Annotated in this window: 17 protein-coding genes and 1 pseudogene; 13 read left to right on the top strand and 5 right to left on the bottom strand. The window is 65.5% G+C overall.

The annotated features are described in order from the left end of the window. The first annotated feature begins 49 nt into the window (after positions 1 to 49). The 5 genes from ASF00_RS14350 to ASF00_RS14330 all read left to right on the top strand — a co-directional run bounded on the left by ASF00_RS14350 (position 50) and on the right by ASF00_RS14330 (position 9,987). Entirely contained in the window at positions 50 to 2,533 is a 2,484-nt protein-coding gene (locus ASF00_RS14350) for a PepSY domain-containing protein (RefSeq protein ID WP_055880394.1), read from the top strand. An 832-nt stretch (positions 2,534 to 3,365) separates the two neighbouring features. Further along, the gene (locus tag ASF00_RS14345) at positions 3,366 to 6,584 is read left to right on the top strand and encodes a TonB-dependent receptor (protein WP_082463448.1); all 3,219 of its coding nucleotides are present in this window, start codon (positions 3,366 to 3,368) and stop codon (positions 6,582 to 6,584) included. Positions 6,585 to 6,715: 131 nt separating this feature from the next. Next, positions 6,716 to 7,435: a SapC family protein gene (locus ASF00_RS14340; protein WP_055880391.1), complete on the top strand. Its 720-nt coding sequence runs from the start codon at positions 6,716 to 6,718 to the stop codon at positions 7,433 to 7,435. Positions 7,436 to 7,494: 59 nt separating this feature from the next. Next, entirely contained in the window at positions 7,495 to 8,472 is a 978-nt protein-coding gene (locus ASF00_RS14335) for a cupin-like domain-containing protein (RefSeq protein ID WP_327196363.1), read from the top strand. Between the two features lie 9 nt (positions 8,473 to 8,481). Then, a complete protein-coding gene (locus ASF00_RS14330) occupies positions 8,482 to 9,987 on the top strand; it encodes a tryptophan halogenase family protein (protein ID WP_055880389.1) in 1,506 nt (501 codons plus the stop codon). Positions 9,988 to 10,194: 207 nt separating this feature from the next. On the opposite strand, the gene ASF00_RS14325 is transcribed toward ASF00_RS14330, so the two are convergent. Next, entirely contained in the window at positions 10,195 to 10,767 is a 573-nt protein-coding gene (locus ASF00_RS14325; RefSeq protein ID WP_055880386.1) for a TetR/AcrR family transcriptional regulator, read from the bottom strand. Between the two features lie 97 nt (positions 10,768 to 10,864). Between ASF00_RS14325 and ASF00_RS18735 the strand changes: the two genes are divergently transcribed. The 3 genes and pseudogenes from ASF00_RS18735 (at position 10,865) to ASF00_RS14315 (ending at position 12,600) form a co-directional block, all read left to right on the top strand. Continuing rightward, positions 10,865 to 11,047 (top strand): hypothetical protein, encoded by a 183-nt coding sequence (locus ASF00_RS18735; RefSeq protein WP_162233379.1) that lies wholly within the window; start codon positions 10,865 to 10,867, stop codon positions 11,045 to 11,047. A 174-nt stretch (positions 11,048 to 11,221) separates the two neighbouring features. Beyond that, entirely contained in the window at positions 11,222 to 11,650 is a 429-nt protein-coding gene (locus ASF00_RS19080) for a hypothetical protein (RefSeq protein ID WP_235525859.1), read from the top strand. Between the two features lie 56 nt (positions 11,651 to 11,706). Next, positions 11,707 to 12,600 (top strand): annotated as a pseudogene (locus ASF00_RS14315) (oxidoreductase). A gap of 64 nt (positions 12,601 to 12,664) precedes the next feature. Here the strand turns inward: ASF00_RS14315 and ASF00_RS14310 are convergent. Next, on the bottom strand, positions 12,665 to 13,522 hold the full coding sequence (locus ASF00_RS14310) for a serine hydrolase (protein WP_082463447.1): 858 nt from the start codon (positions 13,520 to 13,522) through the stop codon (positions 12,665 to 12,667). Positions 13,523 to 13,748: 226 nt separating this feature from the next. Further along, the gene (locus tag ASF00_RS18110; RefSeq protein ID WP_162233595.1) at positions 13,749 to 14,246 is read right to left on the bottom strand and encodes an aspartyl/asparaginyl beta-hydroxylase domain-containing protein; all 498 of its coding nucleotides are present in this window, start codon (positions 14,244 to 14,246) and stop codon (positions 13,749 to 13,751) included. A 213-nt stretch (positions 14,247 to 14,459) separates the two neighbouring features. On the opposite strand from ASF00_RS18110, the gene ASF00_RS14300 reads away from it, so the two are divergent. After that, positions 14,460 to 15,353, top strand: a complete 894-nt coding sequence (locus tag ASF00_RS14300; protein WP_055880381.1) for a LysR family transcriptional regulator — start codon at positions 14,460 to 14,462, stop codon at positions 15,351 to 15,353. On the opposite strand, the gene ASF00_RS14295 is transcribed toward ASF00_RS14300, so the two are convergent. Then, the gene (locus ASF00_RS14295) at positions 15,319 to 16,563 is read right to left on the bottom strand and encodes a cation:dicarboxylate symporter family transporter (RefSeq protein ID WP_162233594.1); all 1,245 of its coding nucleotides are present in this window, start codon (positions 16,561 to 16,563) and stop codon (positions 15,319 to 15,321) included. The genes ASF00_RS14300 and ASF00_RS14295 overlap by 35 nt on opposite strands. 193 nt (positions 16,564 to 16,756) lie before the next feature. Between ASF00_RS14295 and ASF00_RS14290 the strand changes: the two genes are divergently transcribed. The 4 genes from ASF00_RS14290 (at position 16,757) to ASF00_RS14275 (ending at position 22,179) form a co-directional block, all read left to right on the top strand. Further along, positions 16,757 to 17,584, top strand: a complete 828-nt coding sequence (locus ASF00_RS14290) for a substrate-binding domain-containing protein (protein WP_235525858.1) — start codon at positions 16,757 to 16,759, stop codon at positions 17,582 to 17,584. Further along, positions 17,581 to 18,909, top strand: coding sequence for an MFS transporter (locus ASF00_RS14285; RefSeq protein ID WP_235525856.1), 1,329 nt, complete (start codon positions 17,581 to 17,583; stop codon positions 18,907 to 18,909). The genes ASF00_RS14290 and ASF00_RS14285 overlap by 4 nt, the downstream gene beginning before the upstream one ends. Positions 18,910 to 19,013: 104 nt before the next feature. Next, positions 19,014 to 21,920, top strand: a complete 2,907-nt coding sequence (locus ASF00_RS14280) for a TonB-dependent receptor plug domain-containing protein (RefSeq protein ID WP_162233593.1) — start codon at positions 19,014 to 19,016, stop codon at positions 21,918 to 21,920. Positions 21,921 to 21,951: 31 nt separating this feature from the next. Then, on the top strand, positions 21,952 to 22,179 hold the full coding sequence (locus ASF00_RS14275) for a hypothetical protein (protein WP_156348363.1): 228 nt from the start codon (positions 21,952 to 21,954) through the stop codon (positions 22,177 to 22,179). Positions 22,180 to 22,281: 102 nt separating this feature from the next. Here the strand turns inward: ASF00_RS14275 and ASF00_RS14270 are convergent, their stop codons facing one another. Further along, complete coding sequence (locus ASF00_RS14270; protein ID WP_082463444.1) at positions 22,282 to 24,030, bottom strand: methyl-accepting chemotaxis protein; 1,749 nt, start codon at positions 24,028 to 24,030, stop codon at positions 22,282 to 22,284. Positions 24,031 to 24,105: the final 75 nt, after the last annotated feature.

The following is a 24,105-nucleotide window of genomic DNA, read 5'->3' as shown; positions in this document are numbered from 1 at the left end:
CAGGCGTCCGCCTGCTCTATGCCGCCCTTGACGGGGCGGTGGGCGCACGATGACTCGCCGCATTCTGTTCCAGATCCACTGGTTCCTCGGCATCACCGCGGGGTTCGTGCTCGTGCTGATGGGCGTCACGGGCGCGATGATGAGCTTCGAGGACGAGATCATGGCGGCGCTCAGCCCTGGCGTCGTCACGCTGTCCCCCTCGCCGCTCCCCCGCCTGTCGCCAGACCAGATCATCGCCGCCGCTTCGGACCAGCGGGACGGTGCACGCGTGACGCAGCTCGTGATCGATCGCGATCCGACGCGGGCGGCCGAGGTGACGTTCGCGCCGCCGAAGGGCGTCCGTCGTGGACCGCACCTGTTCGTCGATCCGCGCACAGGCGTGCTGCTCGGCCCGGCGACCGGCGAGACAGTCTTCCGCACGGTCATGGACCTGCACCGCTGGCTCGCGCTGCCCGGCGGACCCAACGGCATCGGCCGACAGATCACCGGGTTCGCGGCGCTGTCGCTGATCTTCTTCGCGCTGTCGGGGCTGTATCTGCGCTGGCCGCGGCGCGCGCTCGACTGGCGATCCTGGCTCGTGCTCGACCTGCGCAAGACCGGGCGCAACCTGTATCGCACGCTGCACGCGGTGATCGGCGGCTGGCTGGTCGTCTTCTACCTGCTCAGCGCGCTGACCGGTCTGACCTGGTCGTATGACTGGTATAAGCGCGGTGCGACCTATGTGCTGACGGGCAAGGCCGCCAAAGGCGACGAGCGCCGCGGCGAGCCGTCCGTCACCCCTCCCGCACCCGCGCCGGTATTGGCGCCGGCATGGGCCCGGTTCACGGCTAGCGAAGGGTCGCACTTCGCCTGGGTTGCGATCACGGTTCCGAGCGGCGACAAGCCCGTCGTCATGCGCGTGCTGCCACGCGGCGCGCGGTTCGATCGGATGACCGACGACCTGCGCTTCGATGCGACGACAGGCGCGCTCGTGAAAGCCGACCGCTACGCGAAGCGCGGATCGGGCGCGACGATAGCGGCGAATTTCTATGCGCTGCATACGGGCGCCTTTTTCGGCCTCGTCGGCCGCATCCTGCTGTTCGCGAGCAGCCTCACTATGCCGGTGTTCGCCGTCACCGGCCTGCTGCTGTATCTCGCACGGCGGCGGTCGAAGCGCGCGCTGAAGGCAGTATCGGCGTCGACGATCCCATCGACCGGCACGTCAGGCAGCGACATGCTCGTGGTCTACGCCTCGCAGACCGGCAACGCCGAACGGATCGCTCGGTTAAGCGCTGCGGCCTTCCCCGGCGCGAGCGTTCGCGCGCTGGCGACGCTGGACCAGGATAGCCTGCGCGCCGCCGCCCGCGCGCTGTTCGTCGTCGCGACCTATGGCGAGGGCGACGCCCCCGATCGCGCCCGCAAGTTCGCGGCGACGATGATGGCGGCCCCGATCGATGTTGGCACGCTGGACTATGCGGTACTTGCGCTCGGTGATCGCGAATATCCCGATTTCTGCGCGTTCGGGCATCGCGTCGATGCGTGGCTGCATGCCAGTGGTGGACGGCGGCTGTTCGACCGGGTCGATCGCGACGATGCGGACATCGATGCCGAGCGGCATTGGCAACAACAGCTGTCGGCGATCGCCGGCGCCGCGATCCAGCCCGACTGGCAACGCCCAGCCTATGCCCCGTGGACGCTGGTGGCGCGCGACCACGTCAATCCCGGCAGCCCGGGCGGGGCGGTCTACCGGATCGTGCTGATTCCGGATGCACCGGCCGACTGGACGCCCGGCGCGATCGCCGAGGTATTGCCGCGTCACGATCCAGCCCGCGTCGACCGATGGTTGGTGGGCGTCGGACGATCCGACGAGCCTGGATTGCGCGAAACGCTGATGGACAAGATGCTGCCCGACGTCCGCGACGTCGACGGCAGCGAGGCCCCGTTCCAGGCGCTCGCGCACCGCGACTATTCGATCGCCTCGATCGCGACGTCGGGCACGGTGGAACTTCTGGTCCGCGCCTGCGCCGCGTCAGATGGCGCGCTCGGGATCGGCTCCGGCTGGCTGACGCATGTCGCACCGATCGGCGGGACGGTCTTGATGCGGCTCCGTGAGAATCCGGGATTTGCGAACGCCGATCCCGCCGCGCCCATCATCTTGATAGGTAACGGCACCGGACTGGCCGGGCTAATGGCGCACCTGCGTGATCGCGCGGCCCGCGGCGGTGCGCCCGCATGGCTGCTATATGGCGAGCGATCGCGTGCGCACGACCGACCCTACGCGACGGAATTGGCGGCGCTCGTCAGCGACGGGACATTGGCGCGGGTCGATCGCGCCTTCTCGCGCGACGCGGATTGCGGTCGCTACGTCCAGCATCTCGCTGCCGATGCCGCCGACGAGATTGTCGACTGGGTGGCTCGCGGCGCCGTTCTGTACGTATGCGGCAGCCTCGCCGGGATGGCGAGTGCGGTCGACGCCACGTTGCGCGTCATTCTTGGCGATGCGCGATTGGAAGCGATGGCTGAAACAGGGCGCTATCGCCGGGATATCTATTAGCCAGAACGCCATGCCGAATGCGTCGGCGGCCGGGATCGTTCGCGGTTGCACATTCGCCATGAAGCTGCAGCCAAGGCATATCCCGGTGCGCGCCAGTCTTTGGGCAGCCCACCGTGTTGCGAACGGTGATCTTACCATGCGCGATCGGTCTGTTGCTTCACCATGTCGCGACGCGCCGCAAACTGTTGATACCGGCTCGGTTTGCCTCTGGTGATCTCGGCCCTCCTTGACGCAATGCCACGCGACGGACGGCATGCTCCGCTTGGCTGACGCGACATCCCTGGTTCGCCAGCACCTCTGGCCGCCATCGAGGTATCGCTATCATTGTGATATTTGATACCCGCACGCTGGATTACAGATTGGGCATTTCAATGACGTAAACGATATCGACAGCGGCCGTGCCGGGTATCCTGGCTATGAACAGGCTAACGCCATCCGACAGTGTCAATAGGCCTTTCAACGCCCGATAGCTGCCCCTTCCACTACTTTAATTTAAATCAATATCGACTTGATTATTGCTCTGATGGATGATGGACCGCTGCCGCAACAAAGTCGTGCCCAATATACCACACAGGGCAAATAATCTCCTCCCGACATTGGTATACCATTTCTTTCCGCTGGTGAGTCTCTTGGGTTTCGAAAGGGTAACGCCTTTGGAATCAAGCCGATTCACATAAGTTACCCAGGTAGAATGCGGGAATACAACTACGTCGACCGCCTAGCTCTACGTGACCGGTGTTGACATCATCTAGCTAGATGGTAGCCCTATCATACACGGCAACGACCGTGTGCACTCCGGCCGGAACAGGCAGGCCGGGATAGGGGAGGATTTATGATCAAATTTCCGCGCGCGCTCGCGCATTCGGTATCGACGATCGCCGTCGTTGCTGGCTTGGCAGCGTCGGGTACGGCCACCGCACAGACTGGCGCCATGCCGGCGGGCACCGCTCAGACCGATCAGGGCACTCAAACCACCACCGCGCCCCAGACCGTCCAGCAGACGCGGCCAGACTCGGCGCCTGCGACGGCGCCCCTGGGTGACGGCACGGCCGGGACGACCGAAGATATCGTCGTCACCGGCATCCGCGCCAGCCTCGACCGCGCAATCGACATCAAGCGCAATTCCGCGGGCGTCGTCGACGCCATCTCAGCGGAAGATATCGGCAAGTTCCCCGACACCAACCTGGCGGAATCGCTGCAGCGGATCACTGGCGTATCGATCACCCGCGCCAACGGCGAAGGCTCGCAGGTCGCGGTGCGCGGGTTCAGCGGGGGCTTCAACCTCGTGACGCTGAACGGTCGGCAGCTCGCATCGACGAGCATCGATACCAGCACCGGCAACGCCTTCGCGGTCGGTACCGGCCGCTCCTTCGACTTTCAGAATCTCGCGTCCGAAGGCGTCGCCACGCTCGAGGTCTACAAAACCGGCCGCGCCAACATCCCGTCGGGCGGCATCGGCGCTGCGATCAACGTCGTCACGCGCCACCCGCTCGACGCACGCGAAGACGGCCTGTCGGGTTCGATCGGCGCCAAGGCGCTGTACGACAGCTCGGTGGAGAAGGCTGAGGCCAATCTCAAAAAGGTCACGCCCGAGCTTTCGGGTCTCATCAACTGGAAGAACCCGAGCGAAACCTTCGGGGTCAATCTGTTCGGCAGTTATCAGCTTCGCGAGTCGGCGTCGGTTCAGTCCAATCCGAATTATTGGAACATCGTTTCCCTCAACAATTTCCTGAATACGACGACGTATATCAGCCCGACCACAAACATCACGAACCGTCCCACGACGGCGTACGTCCAGATCCCGAACGATAGCCGCTACCAGTTTTCCGAGAACCGACGCGAGCGTCTCAACGGTCAGGCGAACATCCAGTTCAAGCCAACGGATCGGCTGGAGATCACGATCGACGGCCTGTATGCCCGCAACAAGCTGAGCGACGAGCGCAGCGAGCAGACCAACTGGTTTCAGCGGCCGTTCAGCGACATCACGTTCGACGACAACAAGCAGATGCAGTCCGCGATCATCCTCGCCGAGGCCAAGCAGGCGGACAAGGGGTACGAGCAGCAGCGTTTCGCAACGAAGACCGAGCTATACTCGGTCGGCGGCAATTTGAAGTGGAACTTCACGGATGCGCTGTCGCTGAAGCTCGATGCGAACCACTCCAAATCCACGACCGATCCTGACAATGCGAACGGAACGTCGGCAACGACGATATCGATCGGTGCCCCCGTGCGCGCGACGCATAAGGTCGATTTCTCCAATGGCTTCCCGCAACAGTCGGAGACTCTGAACGATTGCAACGCGACCAACGGTGGCCGTGGCGGCAACTGCAACAACGTGCTGGACATCGGCGACGTGGGTACGCAGATCGCGCGGGAGATCTTCTCGAGACAGGAATCGAGGATCAACCAGTACAACGCGGAACTGGGCTGGGATCTGGGCAACGAAAGCCGGTTCGTCGTGGGCGGCAACTATGTCGACGCCAAGATCCACTCGACGAGCTCGAACACGGAACAGCTTCTCGGCGACTGGGGCATCACGGATACCGGTATTGTCGACCGGCTCGCGGGCGACCTTGTCAGCACCTATTGCCTGACCTGCAAGTTCGACAAGTACAACCCCAACTCGACCGGGTCGGCGCTGGTCGCATTCCGGGGCGACGCGGTCGATCTGCTCGACATCTTCTCGCCATTTTATGAGAACGTTCCTGGTCGCAACAAAGTGGAGCGGGCATCGTCGGACAACACGGTGGGGGAGAAGACGTGGGCGATCTATGGTCAGATGGCCTGGCACGGCGACATCGGCGGACGCACGGCCAATGCTCTGATCGGCGTCCGCTACGAGCAGACACGGGTGAACTCGCTGGCTCTCCAGACGATCCCGTCGGCCTTGGAATGGCAGTCGGATAATGACTTTGCCGTCCTCGGCGGCGCGGCGGGCGGCGCAGTGAACGTCAAGTCGAAATATGACAATCTGCTGCCATCGCTCGACTTCAATATCGAAGTGCTCGACAACGTGGTTGCGCGTACGTCGTTTAGCCGGACGCTGGCGCGCGCGGATTATGGCAGCCTGTTCGCGTCCGTCACGGCCAACGCACCAACCCGTCCAACCGCGCTGGGCTCAGGATCAGCACCGGCAAACCGGCAGAACCCGGCATTGTTGCCGCTGGTTTCGGACAATTTCGACGTGTCGGTCGAGTGGTATTACAAGCCGACGAGCTTCGTGTCGGTCGGGTTCTTCAACAAGAACGTGCGCAACTTCGTCGGCAATCAGGTAAGCAACGGCAACCTCTTCGGATTGCGCGATCCCGGTTCGGGTGCGCCCGGAACGCGGTCCGGCACGGCGCTGGACTATCTCAGGACTAACAATATCGCCACCACCGACGAAAACCTGTTCGCCTACACCGCGCTGTTGCAGCAGAATGCCGGAAACCAGGCGGCGGCGACCGCGGCGTTCCAGAACGGGTTTGACGCCGCCACGGGCAAATTTCGCGGTACGTTCTACACCGATCTTGCGCTGGCCGTTAACCTGGTCGGCGATGCTCAGGATCCGCTCGTCAACTTCGCGATCAGCGAGCCGATCAATAACCGCGACGCCAACATCCACGGGTTCGAAGTCGCCTGGACCAATTTCTTCGGGCAATCCGGCTTCGGTTTTGCGGTCTCGTACACCAAGGTCAGCGGTGACGTGAATGTTGATCCCTATGCCGATCCGAACGTCAATATCTTCGCTCTTACCGGGCTTGGCGACAGCGCCAACCTGACTGCGATCTACGACAAGGGGGGTATCTCGGCGCGCGTCTCGTACAACTGGCGCGACAAGTATCTGGCGGCCACCAACCAGGGCGACAACCGCAACCCACTGTTCACCGCGGCGTTCGGTACGCTGGACGGCAGCATCAGCTACGACGTCACACCGGCCTTTTCGGTGTCGCTCGAAGCCGTCAATTTGACGAGCGAGCCATTCCGTCAATATGGCCGGACCGAGACCAACCTGGTGTATGTGCAGGAGCTTAAGCCACGCTTCTATCTCGGTGCGCGCTACCGCTTTTGATGCCTGCAGGCGTGGATTTCGGTCCACTTCCGGCTAGGAAGAAAGGCCGCCGCAACGAGCTGCAGCGGCCTTTTTCTTTTGTCGGTCGCCATCGCGCTGATAGACCTTATGGAAAAGCGGAACCGGAGCGGATGAACCTCGTACAGCTCAACAATATCGACCATGCCGAATTGCGTATCACCCCCCGCGCGGGGGCCGCGTTCGGCGACGCCGCCAATCAGGCGCTGATTTTTCCCGCCGAGTTCGAGCAGGTGCAGCGCGAGTTCGCCATCGTCTTCCGTCGTCGCGACGAGGGCATGCAGGCCTATGCGCTGCTCGGCCTGGACCGCGACGAGAACCTCTTTCTCGCCGACGACCATTGGACGAGCCGTTATGTGCCCGCCAGTCATCAGCGCGGCCCCTTCTCGATCGGGATCGTCCGCGCGCCCGGCGATGCGATCGACGAGCCGATGCTGCAGGTGGATCTTGACGACCTGCGCGTCGGCGAGGATGCTGGCCTGCCGCTCTTCCTCGAACATGGCGGCAACACGCCGTACCTCGATCATGTCACGGGCGTGTTGCGCCTGCTGTACGAGGGGATGAACACCGCGCCGGCCGCCTATGCCGCACTCGACGAAGCAGGCCTCCTGACGCCGGCGACGCTGACCGTCGATGTAAGCGAAGAGCGTCGCTACACGATTCCCGACGTGCTCGTCGTCGACATAGAGCAGATGGCCGCGCTGACGGGCGACCCGCTCGAGCGGCTGCATGCCTCGGGCGTGCTGCGTCTCGCCATCCTCGCCGCAGCGTCGCTCGGCAATATCCAGCAGTTGATTGCCCGCAAGCAGCCGCTGCTGAACCAGTTCGGTTGAGCGCGGTGTCGGGTAGCACGCGCCGTACGCGTGTGATCGAAGGCGAGGACGCGGCCAGCGTGCCCATTGCCGATCTCATCGCCGACGGCCGCCCGGTGATCCTGCGCGGGATCGCGCGCGACCTGCCGCTGGTTGCCGTCGGGCTGGAAGGCGCAATGCCGGCGATGACGTGGCTCAAACAGTTCGACGGGGGGCGTCCTGTCACGGCGTATCTGGGCGATCCGGCGATCGGCGGCCGCTTCGCCTATGCCGACGATTGCGCGGCGCTGAACTTCAAGCGGGAGAGCGGGTCGCTGTCCGGCTATCTTGATCAGATCCTCGCCGACCTCGGCAATCCGGACGCGCCCGCCATCTATATCGGCTCGACCGACATCGATCTGTATCTGCCGGGCCTTCGCGCGGAGGCGGCGTTGCCGTTCGGCGATCCGCAGCTCGCCGAGCACCCACCGCTGGTCAGCATCTGGATCGGCAATCGGACCATCGCCTCGACACATTACGACATGTCGAACAACCTAGCATGCTGCATCGTCGGCCGGCGGCGCTTCACGCTGTTCCCGCCGGAGCAGGTTGCCAACCTCTATCCCGGACCGCTGGAGCCGACGCCCGGCGGACAGGTCGTCAGCATGGTCGACCTCCGCGCTCCCGATTTCGACCGCTACCCGCGCTTCGCCGAGGCGCTGGCGCACGCCGAGGTCGCCGAACTCGAGCCGGGCGACGTGCTGCTCTACCCGGCCTTGTGGTGGCACAATGTCGAGGCGCTCGACGCGTTCAACGTGATGATCAACTATTGGTGGAACGCGGTGCCGCGGTTCATGGATACGCCGATGAACACGCTGCTCCACGGCCTGTTGTCGCTGCGCGACCGGCCCGATCACGAGAAGCAGGCGTGGCGCGCGATGTTCGACCATTATGTCTTCGGTCCCGCGGACCAAGCCCGAGCGCACCTGCCCGAGCTTGCACAAGGCGAGCTCGCGCCGCTGGATGCGATGTCGGCGCGGCGGTTGCGCGGCAAAATCCTCCAGCGCATCAATCGATAGGAGCGGATCATGACCGAGCAGCGCGTCAAGAAAGTGGTCATCGCCGGCGGCGGCACCGCGGGCTGGCTCGCCGCCGCCGCGCTGTCGCGACAATTGGGGCAGTTGCTCGACATCACGCTGGTCGAATCCGACGAGATCGGCACGATCGGAGTCGGCGAAGCGACGATCCCGACGATGCGGTCCTTCCACGCGATCCTGGGCCTCGACGAGCGCAAATTCATGCGCGAGACGCAAGCCACGTTCAAGCTCGGCATTTCGTTCGAGAACTGGGCGCGCGACGGCGATCGCTACATCCATTCGTTCGGCGACCTCGGCAAATCAACGTGGATGGGCGATTTCCACCATTTCTGGCTTGCCGCCAAGGCCGCGGGCGATCCGAGCGAGATCGGCGACTATTGCCTGGAGCTTCAGGCGGCCAAGGCGGAGCGGTTCGCCTTGCCGTCCGAAGGCGAGATCCACTACGCCTATCACCTCGATGCAGGACTTTATGCCCGCTTCCTACGCGCGCGTAGCGAGGCCAACGGGCTGAAGCGGATCGAGGGCCGCATCGCCAGCGTCGATCGCGACGGCGAAACCGGATTCATACGCGCGCTCGTCCTCGACTCGGGCGAGCGGGTTGAAGGCGATCTGTTCATCGACTGCACCGGGTTTCGCGGGCTGCTGATCGAGGGCACCTATGCCGCCGGGTATGAGGACTGGTCGCACTGGCTGCCCACCAACAGCGCGCTGGCCGTGCAAAGCGCGGCGACCGGCCCCGCGCATCCCTACACCCGCGCGATCGCGCATGACGCAGGCTGGCGCTGGCGGATCCCGTTGCAGCACCGCGTGGGCAACGGGCTGGTCTATGCCAGCGACCACCTGTCCGACGATGAAGCGCATGCGAGGCTGCTCAGCGCGATCGACGGTGCGCCGCTGACCGAACCGCGGCTGATCCGTTTCCGCACCGGTCGCCGGCGGCAGGTGTGGATGGGGAACTGCGTCGCGCTCAGCCTCGCCAGCGGGTTCGTCGAGCCGCTCGAATCGACCAGCATCCACCTCGTCATGACCGGCGTCACCCGGCTGATGCAGGCGTTTCCGTTCGGCGGTATCGCGCCCGCGGCGGTGACGCGGTTCAACGAGCAGGCGCAGGCCGAGCTGGAGCGGGTGCGCGACTTCATCGTCCTCCATTATCACCTGAACGAACGGACCGAGCCCTTCTGGGCGGCGCGCCGGGATATGCCGATCCCCGCCACGCTGGTCGAGCGCATCGCGCTGTTCGCTGAGGCCGCGCAGGCCTATCAGGGTGGCGAGGACCTGTTTCGGGTGGCCAGCTGGGTGCAGGTGATGCTCGGCCAGCGGCTTGCTCCGCGCGATCACCACCGCTTGGGCAGCATCATGGGTGGCGCGCAGCTCGCCGGCGTGTTGACCAACATCCGCAGCACCATCGCGGACGCGGTCGCCGGCATGCCAATGCACCAGCAATTTCTCGATCGTTACCTTCCGGCACCGGCCGTCAGCGCCGCCCAAATTCGGTAGGTGACGCTCGTGCGAAGGGTTCTCGTATTGGGATGCCCGCCCTACCCCATTATGCAACCGTCATGTCAGCGGTCGCATACTGGCCTATGCCGAGATCGGCCTCGCCGCTGACGCCAGGTCCGCGTTCGAGCCTCGCCAAGGGGTCTAATCCACCGGAGTATTCCCGGCTTGAAGCCGGAACGCTGAGCGCGTCGCAGCGGCAGGGGCTTACCCCGGCAAGAGCCCGGCCTTGCGGTAGCTATCGATCATCGTGTCGAACAGCGCGATATGGGCGCAATCCCTTGCGAAAAGCTGCGCGCCCGTGACGGCCGCATAGATGGCACGTGCCCTGTTCTCGCTTTCGTCGGGGCCGACGACGTCGGCAGTGACGAGCAGCGTGCCGAGCCAGGTCACGTTGACGCCGGCAAAGCCTTGAACCTCGGCCTTCACCGGCTCCGGAAGATCGTCATGTTCCGCCGCCATGAAGCTCAACCGGCAGACGCGGTTGTCGTTCGATAGCGATTGGCGGAAGATGTCGGGATAGCGGCGCAGCGCCGCGAGCGGATCAAGCTCCGCGTTCGAAATCGCCGCCAGTTGCGCGACCGCATTCTCCCAATAGCGCCGCACCACCGCCGCACCAAGATCGGCCTTGGTTGGGAAATGATGATAGATGCTCGGCGCGTTGATCCCGACCTCGGCGGCGATATCGCGAAAGTCGAAGCCGTCATAGCCGCGCCCCATCGCGCTGCGCTTCGCCGCGGCAAGCACCGCTTCCCTGGAGTTCGAAGTCCCCAAACGCATCGTCCATCATGGAACCGACCAACTGGTAGAGGGACCTGGACGCTCCCGAGGCAAGCTCGCATTCACCAGGCTACCGGTCACTCGGTAGGGATGCACCATGACGACCCTGACGCCGCCATCGACCGCGAAGCTTCGACTGTTCACCTCGCCCGCCGCCTTCCCCAATCCGCAGCGCCTGCGCATCTTCCTCCATGAAAAGCGGATCGCGGACCGCTTCGACGAGCAGTCTGTGACATGGCACCGGTCGGCGAGCAGCGGCAGTGGAAGCATCTCAAGATGAATCCTTGGGGGGGAAACTCCGAAGCTCGAACTGACCGCCAACGCCGCATGGGGCGAGCATTGCCGCAAGGAAGCGCTGGCGCATATCGCGCTGATCGACTGACATCTGGCCGATGGTCGCGACTGGCTGCTCGGGGGCGACGCCCCCATCTTCTCGGACATCACGCTGGCGACCGTGATCGCGTTTTCGAAGTTCGTGGTCAACGCGATGCCGCTCGACGAGCGCTATAAGCATATCGATGCGTTCTGGCAGCGCTGGCTGCGCAGTCCGATGTTCCTAGCCGCTTATGCCAACCGCAACAGCGGCGTGCCCGAACTGGATACGCGCGAGTGGCCCCGCGATGCCGGGATCGGCCAACACTTCGGTATTACCTTGGGATCGAGCCGCCGCTCGAGCGTTACGCCCCCGCATTCTCGTTTTCTCACCGGAAGATATAGCCATGTCCGGCCTCCCCCCAGCCCCGTCCTGCAGCCCGTTACGGTCGGCGATTTGCACCTGCAAAACCGTATCGTCATGGCGCCTCTCACACGCAGCGCGCGGACGCCGGCCTCATCATCACCGAGGCGACGAACATCTCCGCGCAGGCACGTGGCTACGCCATGACGCCTGGGATCTAGTCGGACGCGCAGGTCGGCGCGTGGACGCCGATCGTCGATGCTGTGCACCGACGTGGCGGCAGGATCTTTCTCCAGCTATGGCACACCGGCTGCATCTCGTACCCCGATCTGCATGGCGGTGCGCTGCCCGTCGCGCCGTCCGCGATCGCTGCGGACGGATAGGCGTTCACAAACGACGGGATGAAGGATTTCGTCACGCCGCGTGCGCTGGAGACGGACGAGATTCCCGCGATCGTCGAGGATTACCGGCATGCCGCCGAACAGGTGAAGTCCGCCGGATTCGATGGCGTCGAGGTCCACGTCGCGAACAACTATCTGCCCGAGCAGTACATCCGCGACAGCACCATCCAGCGGACCGACGACTATGGCGGCGCGATCGAGAACCGTCAGCGGTTCCCGCTCGACGTGGTCCGCTCGGTGGTCGAAGTCTGGGGCGCAAACCGCGTCGGCATCCGCATACCACCGGCAACGACCGAGCCCGGCAAGACGCCGCTCGATAGCCAGGTCGGGCGCACCTTCGATGCCTTCGTCGACGCACTGTGCGAGATCGGCCTGTTGTACATCCACGATATCGAAGGCGTCACGCAGCATACGCGCGACGTGCCGGACGGCGTCGACTTCCAGCAACTGCGCAAGCGCTTTGCCGGCGCGTATATCGCCAACAACCGGTACACGCTCGATCTCGCCGAGAAGACGCTTGCGAACGGCAAAGCCGATCTGTTCAGCTTCGGCCGCCCCTTCCTCGCCAACCCCCGACCGCGTCAAGCGGCTCCGGACCGGCGCCCCGCTCGCCGAAGCCCCGAAGCAATATTGGTATGGCGGTGGCGCCGTCGGGTATTAGGACTCGCCCGGCGTGAACGGCAAGATCAAGCTCGCATAGGCTGGAGCGATGACGCCCCGAACGCCAGGACGGGATTTGGGGCCGACGGACAGTAACGCCGCCCCGTTCCACATGAAAACCCAGCGGGCTATCGGCGACCGCCGCGCCGCTAACCGCTGGTTACCGCATTTGCATGAACACCGCGACGGCATTGCGGACGCTATCCGCAAACCGGTCGTAGATTACGCGTGCGACCTCGGCGATGACAGGCTGGCGATCGCGTCCGCCGCGTGCGAATACGGCAACTGCCACGCGCCGGCCGTCGGGCATGGTAATGAACCCGACATCGTTGGTGATACCATCGAGCGTCCCGGTCTTGTCCTCCACCCGGGTTCCCGCGGGGAGCAGCGCCCGAATCCGCCGCGTGCCTGTCGCGCATCGGCCCATCAGGTCAAGCAGAAGCGCGCGGCTTTGCGCCGTCAGAACGGTACCGTTGTCGAGCTTGTTCAACAGCGTGACCATGGCGACCGGTGTCGAGACGTCCCGGCTGTCGGCAAGGTGGCCGCGCTCGCGCAGCAACTGGGCTATCGTGCGATCCATCCGGATGCCCGGTATGTTGTGCGACGACAGCCATTGCTGGACCGCGACGGGGCCACCAAGCGCGGCAAGCAACTGGTCGGTGGCCTGATTGTCGCTGCGGATAATCATCAGCGCCATGACTTTCGCCGCGGGTCGGCCAGCAATCATGTCGCCGAGGCCGCGTCGGCCTTGATCGACCTCGGCGAGATAGGCAGCGGCAATGGCGATCTTGACCGTGCTTGCCATCGGGAAAGGCGTGTCGCCGTTGATCGAAACCGCCGAGCCATCGCGAAGGTCGAGCGCCGCGATGCCATAGTCGCCGGGCCGTTCGGCAACCAGCTTGCTCAGCGCGCGCTCAAGCCCGATGAGTTCGGGGGACGTTGCGGCCGCCGGTGCCGGAATAAGGGTGGCTGCCGCTAAACCGGAAAGAAACAAGCGGAGAAACAGGGGCGCGCGCATCGATCGTCCTTGAGTAGTGTTCTTCGGCGACCGGCAGATGGTAAGCCGAAGAACCTGAACACTTCGTGTTGCATGCCGGTGGATCCCGGGCCTTGGCAGGCCGCGAAGCCGATGCGTTCCGCCTAGCGTTCGGCAGCTTTTGGAGCAAGGCGCGCTGACCCAACCATGGCTCAGTCCGACTACTATGGTCTGGCCGACTTGCTAAGACAGCAATGCTACCTAGTGATCACGAACGGCCGCCACGCCTCCCCGCCCCCGCCCCCGGACGCGGCAGCACCTTGCCGACGCCCGTCGCGCCCATGGCCAAGTGCCCTCTTGCCCACTTTCCAAACAGCGATCGTGCCGCCAACGCCAGCCCCCTCCCCGGACGGACGGTCGATTGGAAGCCGACGCTCGAGGGCACAACTGCTGCGACCAATATCGTGAATGCCCAGCGGTCCACTGTTATCGTACCGTGATGCCAAGCATCGCCGGTGAGGACGACGCGCGGCTGAAGGCTGCCGTTGTTCGCCTCGTGCTCGGTCGTATCGTCGAAGACCAGCGCTTCGCCGCGGACCCAGCCGCTGCTTGGCCCGCCCGCCGTCAACGATGATCGGCAGCGTAGCAAACGCTGCGCCAGTCGTCGGACCGCGGCGGCGGTGTCGTCGACGACGGCATCCCGACGACCACCGGCGTCCGTCCACTGCGCCGCGTCTCCCCACGATGCGCCAAAACCCGATGTCACGCGCCTTGGGTGGTCTGAAAATGCGCTTCGGCTCTTGCCACGCAGCACAGAAACAGGGCGCAGTTTCTTTTGAAACGGGTCATGGCACAAAATAGGGATTGCGCTTCGGCCGCGGGATGTCCGCAATGGCTGTGGGTATTAATGGGACCGGCGCACGGGATCGAGGACGAATGGTCATGCCATGCTGACGATGAACTGCGAGCTTCTCGACCGATGAACTGCGAGCTTCTCGACCTGCGCGCGCTCATCGCGGTGTCAGACGGACGCAGCTTTCATCGTGCGGCGCAGCAGCTCAACCTGTCGCAACCAGCGCTCAGCCGGCGCATCCAGAAGCTCGAACAGGTGATTGGCACGCGCCTGATCGAGCGCAGCACGCGGAGCGTCCGGCTGACGCCCGCGGGGCAGCAGGTCGTACCGCTGATCCGACGCGTGCTCGACGAGATTGACGGGTCGCTCGTCGGGCTGATGGCGCAGGGCGAACGGCAGGCGGGGCGGATCACGCTGGCGAGCGTGCCGAGCGCCACGGTGCGCTTCCTGCCGCAGGTGCTGCAACGCTTCGCCGAGGATTACCGCAATACCCGCGTCCGCATCCTCGACCGCTCGGCGTCCGAGTGCGCCGAAGCGGTCCGGACGGGCGAGGCGGAGTTCGGGCTGTCGCTGCCGGTCGCGGCGGATTCCGACCTATCATACACCCCGCTCCACGACGATCCGTACGGGTTGATCTGTCGCAAGGACGATCCGCTGGCGACCATGCCCGATGTCTCTTGGGCGGATCTGGTCGGCAAGCGGTTGGTGACGATCCACCGCGCGAGCGGCAACCGGACGACGCTGGAGGCGGGGCTTGCCGCAGCGGGCATCACCCTGACCTGGTTCTATGAGGTGACGCGACTGACGTCGGCGCTGGCGCTGGTCGATGCGGGGCTTGGGCCATCGGTCCTGCCGCGTCTGGCATGCGAAGGACCCGAGGCTCGCGATCTGGTCTGGCGGCCGCTCGGGGCGCCGGTGATCGCGCGGACGATCGGGCTGCTGAAGCGTCCGGCCGCACCGATCTCGCCGGCCGCCGCCCGGCTCGTCACGTTGCTGACCGCGGCGTGGGCGACGGCATGACGAGCACCGCGCCGTCCCAGCGCGCGACAAGCAACGTCGCGCTGATGTTGGCGAGCCCGCTGGTCAGCGCGCGGATGGTCGACAGGATGCGGTCGACCGCGATCAGCATCGCCGCCGCGCCGACGGGCACGTCGGGCAGCAGCGACAGCGTTAGCAGCAAGGCGGAAAACCCGCTGCCCGTCACCCCCGCCGCGGTCTTCGACGTCGCGAGCATGACGACGAGGTACAGCGCGAGCCGGTCGGGGGGCAGCGCTATGTCTAGCGCCTCGGACAGGAACAGAGTCGCGACCACCAGATAGACTGCGGTGCCGGCGAGGTTAAGCGTGTAGCCAAGCGGCACGATCAGCCCGACGACCGCCGGCGGCACACCCAGCGCTTCCAGCTTGGTCATCAGCCGCGGTAATACGACTTCGCTCGACGACGTGCCTAGCACGATGACCAGTTCGTCACGGAAATGGCGCAGGATCCGGATCGGCGACATGCTGGTCGCGGCGCGCACGGCCCCCAAGAGGAGCGCGACAAGCGTAGCACACGCCACCGCCAGCGTCGCGACGAGCAGTCCCAGCGAGCCGATGAAACCGATGCCATAGGCGCCGACGGTAAACGCGACCGCCCCGAACGCACCGATCGGCGCGGCGCGGATGAGAAAGCCAAAGATCGCGAACTGCAACTGCGTCAGCCCGCGAATGGCCCGTGCGATCGGCTCACCCGCTCGACCGATCCGGATCAACCCGAACCCGACGAGCCCGGCGATGAACAGCACCGGCGGCACGTCGCCCGCGGTGAAGGCGGAGAAGAAGGTGTCCGGCACCATCCGCAACAGGAAGTCGCCCGGCCCGGTGATATGCCGCGCACCGAGCTGTCGATCGAGGTCGATTCCGGCCGGCAATGTCGGCATGCGCAACCCCGCCCCTGGACGCATGAGGCTGGCGACCACCGCCCCCGCGAGAAGCGCGGCGATCGTGATGCCGATAAACACCAGGATCGCGCGCGCGATGGTCGAACCGGTCCGGCGGGCGCCGCCGTGCAGCACGATGCCGTCGACGATCGTGCAGAACAGGATCGGCGGCACCATCATCCGCATCGCCTTGACGAACGCGATACCGAGCGGGGCAAGCTCGACGCCGATCGTGGGCCAGACATGGCCGACGATCGTCCCCAGCACGATGCCAAGGATCATCTGCACATAGAGCTGACGAAACAGCCGCACCCCGCCCCTTTCATGCGCCGCACGCATCAAACGCTCCGATCGTTGCAATTGTTAGATCGGTCGCGAACCGCTTCTATCGTCAAACGGCCGCGACGTCTTGCCCGACGTCGCGACGCAGCGATCGCCCAAAGAGGTGATGCCAATCGAGGAGCAGGACGACGATGGATCGGCAACCGGACCAGAACGCGTGAGAATGACGGCTATGATCACGCGTCGTTCGACGTTTGGCGCGTTGATCGCAGGCGTGGTCGCGCCGCTGATGGTCGGTTGCCAGTCGCTGCCACCCGCCCGTCCAGCCGCCACGTCCGAGCTTAACGTCGTCACCTCGGGTGGTTTCAACGCTGCATTCGATACGCTGGCGACGCGGTACACCGCCGAGACCGGGACGCGTATCGTCACTGGCCACGGGCCGTCGATGGGCGAGACGCCGAACGCGATCCCCGCGCGGCTCGCACGCGGCGAGGCCGCCGACGTGGTCATCCTCGCGCGCTCGGGGCTCGACCGACTGGTCGCCGACGGCAAGGTCGCCCGCGGGACCGAGATCGATCTCGGCCTGTCGAAGATCGCGGTGGCGGTTCGCGCCGGCGCGGCCGTTCCCGACATCTCGACGCCCGACGCGCTGCGTGCGACGCTGATCGCGGCGAAATCGGTCGCGTGGTCGGACAGCGCGAGCGGGGTCTATATCCAGACATCGATGCTCGCGCGCCTGGGCATCGCCGATCAGGTGACGCCAAAGGGCAGGATGATTCCCGCGACCCCGGTCGGCGAGATCGTCGCGCGCGGCGATGCCGAGATCGGCTTCCAGCAATTGTCCGAACTGCAGCCGGTCAAGGGGATCCGCATCGTCGGCCTGCTGCCCGACAGCCTGCAAAAGGTCACCGTCTTCTCGGGCGGCATCGTCGCCTATTCGCCGCGTTTGCGCGAGGCGCGCGCGCTTCTCACCTATCTCTCCTCCCCCTCAGCCGACGCCGCGATCCGCGCAAGCGGGCTCGAGCCGGCGCCGCGAAAGGCACGCCCATGACCGCCGACACCCTCCCCGCCCGCGCGATGCCGTCCGGCGACGCTGCCACAGCGGCGACCAAGAAATCGGCCTTCAAGTCGATCTTCATCGTCGCCAGCGGCAACTTCCTCGAGATGTTCGATTTCATGGTGTTCGGCTATTACGCCACCTACATATCGAAGGCTTTTTTTCCGACCGGTAGCGAGTTCGTATCACTGCTGCTGACGCTGATGACGTTCGGCGCGGGCTTCCTGATGCGGCCCGTCGGCGCCCTGGTGCTGGGCGCCTATGTCGATCATCATGGCCGTCGCAAGGGGCTGCTGCTGACGCTCGGTCTGATGGCGCTGGGGACGCTCGCCATCGCGATCACCCCTACCTACGACCAGATCGGCCTCGCCGCGCCGCTTATCATCCTCGCCGGGCGGCTCGTGCAGGGCCTGTCCGCGGGCGTCGAGGTCGGCGGCGTTTCGGTGTATCTCAACGAGATCGCACCGCCGCACCGCAAGGGCTTCTACACGTCGTGGCAGTCCGCCAGCCAGCAGGCGGCCGTGGTGTTCGCCGCGCTGATTGGCCTGCTCGTGTCGACCAGCCTGTCGCCCGAGACTATGCAGGCCTGGGGCTGGCGCATTCCCTTCATCATCGGCTGCGTGATGATCCCCTTCCTGTTCATCATCCGCCGTCACGTCGAGGAAACCGATGCCTTCCTGAACCGCAAGGAGCATCCGAAAATCGGCGAGATCGTGCGGATCATCGGGGCCAATTGGGGGATCGTCCTGCAGGGCGCGCTGATGGCGGTGATGACGACCGTCTTCTTCTACATGATCACCGCCTACACGCCGACTTTCGGCAGCAAGGTGCTGAACCTGGGTCCGGGCGAGGCGCTGTTCGTCACCGCCTGTGTCGGCCTCACCAACTTCATCCTGCTCCCGGTCATGGGGGCGCTATCGGACAAGGTCGGCCGCCGCCCGCTGCTGATCACCGCCAGTGTGCTCGGCGTCGTGCTTGCCTATCCGCTGATGAGCTGGCTCGTGGCGAGCCCGAGCTTCGGCAAGCTGCTGGCCGTCGAACTCCTACTTGCCACGATCTACGCCACCTATAACGGCGCGTTCATCGTCTACCTAACCGAGGCGATCCCGGCACACGTCCGCACCGTCGGCTTCAGCCTCGCCTACAGCATGGCGACCGCAATCTTCGGCGGCTTCACGCCCGCGATCAGCACCGCCCTGATCGGCGCGACCGGGGACAAGGCGATCCCCGGCGCATGGTGTGCCGCGGCCGCGCTGCTCTCGCTGCTCGCGTTGCTCATCGGCAGCCGGGTCAACCGGCACGCGGAGGCGCATGGCTGATCCCGGCCCCGCGCCGCCGACGATCACCCGCCCCGAAACCTTACGACCGACGACCTAAGACCTACAAAAAAAACAACAAGAAACGAACATTTGGGAGAGAGACGATGACCTGGAACACCAGGAAGACGATGCTCGCGTGCGGGGCTGCCATGGTGCCGCTCGCGATGATGCTGGCGACGCCGGCCGCCGCCCAACAGGTGCCGACGCCCGGCGCGCAGGACGCCTCGGCGATGCCGAACGCACCTGCGACCACCCCGCCGGCAGATCCCGAAACACCCACGGGCGATCTCAAGTCCGCCGAAAGCAATGCGCCCGCGAGCGACCCAGGCGGCGACATCGTGGTCACTGGCAGCCGCGTCGCCACTGGCTTTAAGACCCCCACTCCGGTGACGATGGCGAGTTCGGAGCAGCTGCGCGAATCCGCGCCGACCAACCTCGCGGACGGCCTGAACCAGCTGCCAGCCTTCAACGGCAGCACCAAGACGTCCAGTCCATCGACCACCAACAGCCGCGGCGGCAGCAGCGGGCAGAACCTGCTCAACCTGCGCGGCCTCGGCGCACAGCGCACGCTGGTCCTGCTCGACGGTCGCCGCCTGCCCGCAACCAACAGTGGCGGATCGGTCGATATCAACATCATTCCGCAAGGGTTGGTCAGCCGCGTCGACGTTGTCACCGGCGGCGCATCCGCCGCCTATGGATCGGACGCGGTCGCCGGCGTCGTCAATTTCGTGCTCGACACCAAGCTGAAGGGGTTCAAGGCGGAGGCGCTGGGTGGCGTCTCGACGCATGGCGACCTGCCGTCCGCCGGCGGATCGCTGGCGTTCGGCACGTCGGGCATGGACGACCGGCTGCGCTTCGTCGCGGGGGTGGACTATTTCTACCAGAAGGGCCTTCGCGCCGACCAGGACACCGGGCGGGACTGGTTCGACGACAATGCCGGGCAGATCGTGAACCCGGTATCCGGCGCGCGGCCGACGAACCTGATCATTCCGTCGATCCGCAGTTCGCTCGGCACGATCGGCGGTCTGATCAGCGCGGGTCCGCTCCGCGGGACGCAGTTCCTCGCCGGCGGCGGCTCGGCGCCGTTTGACTATGGCACGATCACCGGTACCGCGTTCCAGAGCGGGGGTGACGGCGCGCGCGCCAATATCGGGCTGCAGCCGACGCAGGAACGCTACAACGCGTTTGCACGCACCGAATTCGAGATCGCCCCGGTCGCAACGGTGTTCGTCGAGGGGTTGTATGCGCGCAGCCATACCAACCAGGGCGCGTTCGTCAGCCAGAATGTCGGCTCCAATGCCGCCTACACCATCTATCGCGACAACGCGTACCTCCCCGCCAACATCCTGGCGCGTATGGTCGCGGCGAACGTCCAGTCGTTCCAGCTCGGCCGGTTCGAAAGCGAATTGCCGCTGGTCGAGAATGAATCGACGATCGACGTCTATCACGCATCGGTCGGCGTCCGCGGCGATCTCGGCGGTCCGTGGAAATACGACGCCTCGTATAATTTCGGTCAGTCGGACCAGGAATTGCGGTCGAACAACCTGACGGTTGCGCGCAACCTCTATGCCTCGGCCGACGCGGTGCGAAACTCGGCCGGCCAGATCGTGTGCCGCTCGACGCTAGCCGGGCTCGATCCCGGCTGCACGCCGCGCAACCTGTTCGGCCCGCAAGCGTCGAACCAGGCGATCACCGACTATGTCACCGGCGACAATGTGCTGAACCTGCGTCTGCGCCAGCAGGTGGTGTCCGCCAATATCCGCGGCGATCTGGGCGACAGCATCGAGCTGGCAGGGCCGATCGCGGTCGCGGCTGGCGTCGAATATCGCAAGGAGACCGCGCGCCAGACCACCGATGCGCTGTCCCCGACGCGGATCGACTTCACCGGCATCCGCGGCGGCCCCTCGGCGCTGTCCGGGCGGCAGGGACCGTATCGCTTCTTCAACCCGCTGCCGTTCTCCGGCGAATACGACATCCGCGAGGGCTATCTCGAGGTCGCGGTGCCGGTGCTCAAGGACAGCGCGATCGCGCAGTCGCTCGACCTGAACGGCGCCATCCGTCACGCGGACTACAGCACGTCGGGCGGGGTCACGACGTGGAAGCTGGGCGCCAGCTGGCAGCTGGTCGACGACCTGCGCTTCCGCGGCACCTGGTCGCAGGACATTCGCGCGCCCAACCTGCTCGAACTGTTCAACCCCGCGACGCAGCTGAACGGCAACGTCGTGTTCAACGGCGTGACCACGCCCCAGGTCAATTTTGCGACCGGCAACCGCGATCTGAAGCCCGAACGCGCCCGCACGATCACCTTCGGCGGCGTGTACCAGCCCGGCTGGCTGCGCGGGTTCCAGGCCTCGGTCGACTATTACAAGATCACGCTGAAGGACGCGATCAGCACACTGGCCGAGCAGCGCGTGGTCGACGAATGCGCCGCGGGCAACCAGACCCAGTGCGCCAACATCACCGTCCTGCCCTCGGGCTCGCTCAGCATCCTGCGCCCCAACCTCAATCTGGCGCAGCAGACCGTCGCCGGCATCGATTTCGAACTCGGCTACAAGACCGAAGTCGCCGGCGGCGACCTGAACCTGCGGCTCGTCGGCAACCACGCGACGCAGAATAATTCGGAGACGCCGGGCTCCGCGGTGCGCGAGGCGCTGGGCGAGACGACCACGCCGAAATGGAGCGGCATCCTGCAGGCAACCTGGTCGAACGAGGCGTTCTCGCTGTTCGTGCAGGAACGCTTCATCAGCGCGGCCAAGCTCGATGCCACGCGGGTCGAGGGCGTCGACATCAACGACAACACGACGCCCGCGGTGTTCTACACCAACCTGACCGGCACCTATAATCTGCGGATCGGCGGGGGGAAGCAGCAGGTGTATCTGTCGATCGCCAATCTGTTCGACCGCGATCCGCCGCTGTCGCCACCGCCGGTGACGACGTTCACCACCGCGGCGAGCAGCGCCTATGACCCGATCGGCCGCTATGCCACGCTCGGCGTTCGCGTCTCGTTCTGAGCGTTATCGACCCTTTGCAGGAGGTACACGAATGCGAAAACCCCGTATCGCCATGCGCCCCGTGCCCGCGCATATCGTCAGCCAGATGCTGGCCGACATGCGCGACGAGACCGGCTCGGCGCTCATGATGCGCTATGGCATTAGCTACAATACGTGGCGAAAGCTGCGGGTCGGCGATCCGGTCCGCGATTCGCTTGCCGAACGATTGGAACGACGTGTCGTCGAACTGCAAGCCGCCGACCCCCGATCGTACCGATAGGCGCATCCGGCACGCGGCGGCACGGCGTGACCGCGCAGCGACACTAATCCCGCCGCCCCCGCCGCAGCGATCCAGGCTGAGACACGCGCCAGCGACCGCGTTTCAGGCCAGGTGAAGCTGACCGAAGAAGCGGGACAGCGCCCCATCGATCGAGGATGCGCCATCCTCGACCCGTCGCGAGTCGCTGCGGACTAGCGACGCCATGCCGGCAGTGCCTCTGGTCGCAACCGAGACCTCGGTAACGAGGCGGCCGATGAGATCGAGATCGTCGGCAGCGCCATCGACGTTGCGGTTGATCGTCTGGCCGCTTTGCGCCTGTTCATCGATGCTCGACGCCAGAGCATCGGCGCCGCGCGCCATCTCGTCCACCAGCCCGCGGATTTGCGTCAACCCGGTGGACGCGGCGTGCGTGCCGCGCTGCATGCCGGCGATCTGGCGCGCAATCTCGTCGGTAGCATCCGCGGTCTGCGTCGCCAGCATCCGTACCTCGCCTGCGACGACCGCGAACCCCTTGCCCGCGTCGCCAACCCGCGCCGCTTCCATCGCGGCGTTCAGCGCAAGCAGCTTGGTGCGCGCGGCGATGCTGCCGATCAGCCCGACGATCGCGCCGATCGCACGCGCATCGTCCTGCACGCCGGCCATGTCGCGCGCGAGTTCCGCCGCACGGTCCGCCGCCTGTGCGCTGAGATCGGCGGTCCGCCTTGTGCTGTCGCTCGACTGCCGGATCGCGCCCATGAACTGCGTCGTCGCGGCGGCGATATCGGTCGCGCCGTCAAGCGCCCGCCGTACCGCAACGCCGACGTCGCCGAGTTCGCGCGTCGCTGCGGTCGAGTGATCCTCGAGGTCGCCCGACGTCACCGTGAGCTGGTGCGCCGATCCGCGCAGGCCTGCGAGCACATCGGCGATCTCGTCTTCCAGCATCGTTGCCGCCTGTCGCACGATACGGTTGCGCTCGGCCTCGGCGTCTTCGAACGACCGGCGCCTGATCTCGACCTGCCGTTCGCGCTGGACCTCGGCGATTTGCTGGCGACCTGCTTCGGCGTGCAGGTGTTCGCGTTCGACCACCGAGGCGCGAAAGACTTCGATCGCGCGCGCCATCCGGCCGATCTCGTCGCGCCGTCCGGCATGCGGCGTTCGGCCCTTGGCGTTGCCGCCGGCGATCGCCGCCATCGTTCGCTCGATCTGCAGCAACGGGCGGATGATCGTGCGCTGGACGATCAGGACCGTACCGCAGGCGGCGAGCGAGAACAGCACGAGGCTTGCGAGGACGCTGATCGTCACCTCCTGCCGTTCGAGGTCGTAGGCATGGCGGAACAGGCGTTCGACCCGCGCTTCCTGGGCGCCGATCAGCGTATCGGCGATCGTTGAGGCAATCCGTTCGTTCGGGCGGACGTCGCGGCGGAAGATCGCCCATGCGCGTGCCTGCCCTCCATTGCTCGCCGCCGCGGCCACGATCGCCAGGCGGTCTAGGACGACCGCTTGACTCTCGATGTAGCGACTGTGCGGGGTCAACCGAGCCGCGGGAGTACCAACGAGTTGCGCGAGTTGCAGGCGCATCTGGTCCGAACGCGTAGAAAATTTACGGTGGATGATCGCTCGTTCGCGCGGATCGCGCTCGAGCAGCAGATTGAGCGCATCGCGCTGGAGCGAGCGACTGAGCGAGCGCACTTCGACCAGGTGGATCCGCACGACCTGCGCCGCATTGGCGGCATCGCGCGCAGTCTGGACGCGACTGCGCGTTCCCAGCCCGATCGAGCCGAGCACGCAGACCAGTCCTAGCATGATGGCGACCGGCACCATCAGCCGCGCAACCATGCTTCGCGACCAGAGTTTGGGAATTCCATGGATCATAGGCCAGCGCGCTACGGCAGCGATCTTAACCCTGTGTGACAGTCAGAACGCGATAAGGGGCACGTGCATGGCCCC

The sequence above is a fragment of the Sphingomonas sp. Leaf34 genome (assembly GCF_001421805.1).
GTDB lineage: Bacteria > Pseudomonadota > Alphaproteobacteria > Sphingomonadales > Sphingomonadaceae > Sphingomonas.
This window is presented reverse-complemented; position numbering and strand designations above follow the sequence as displayed.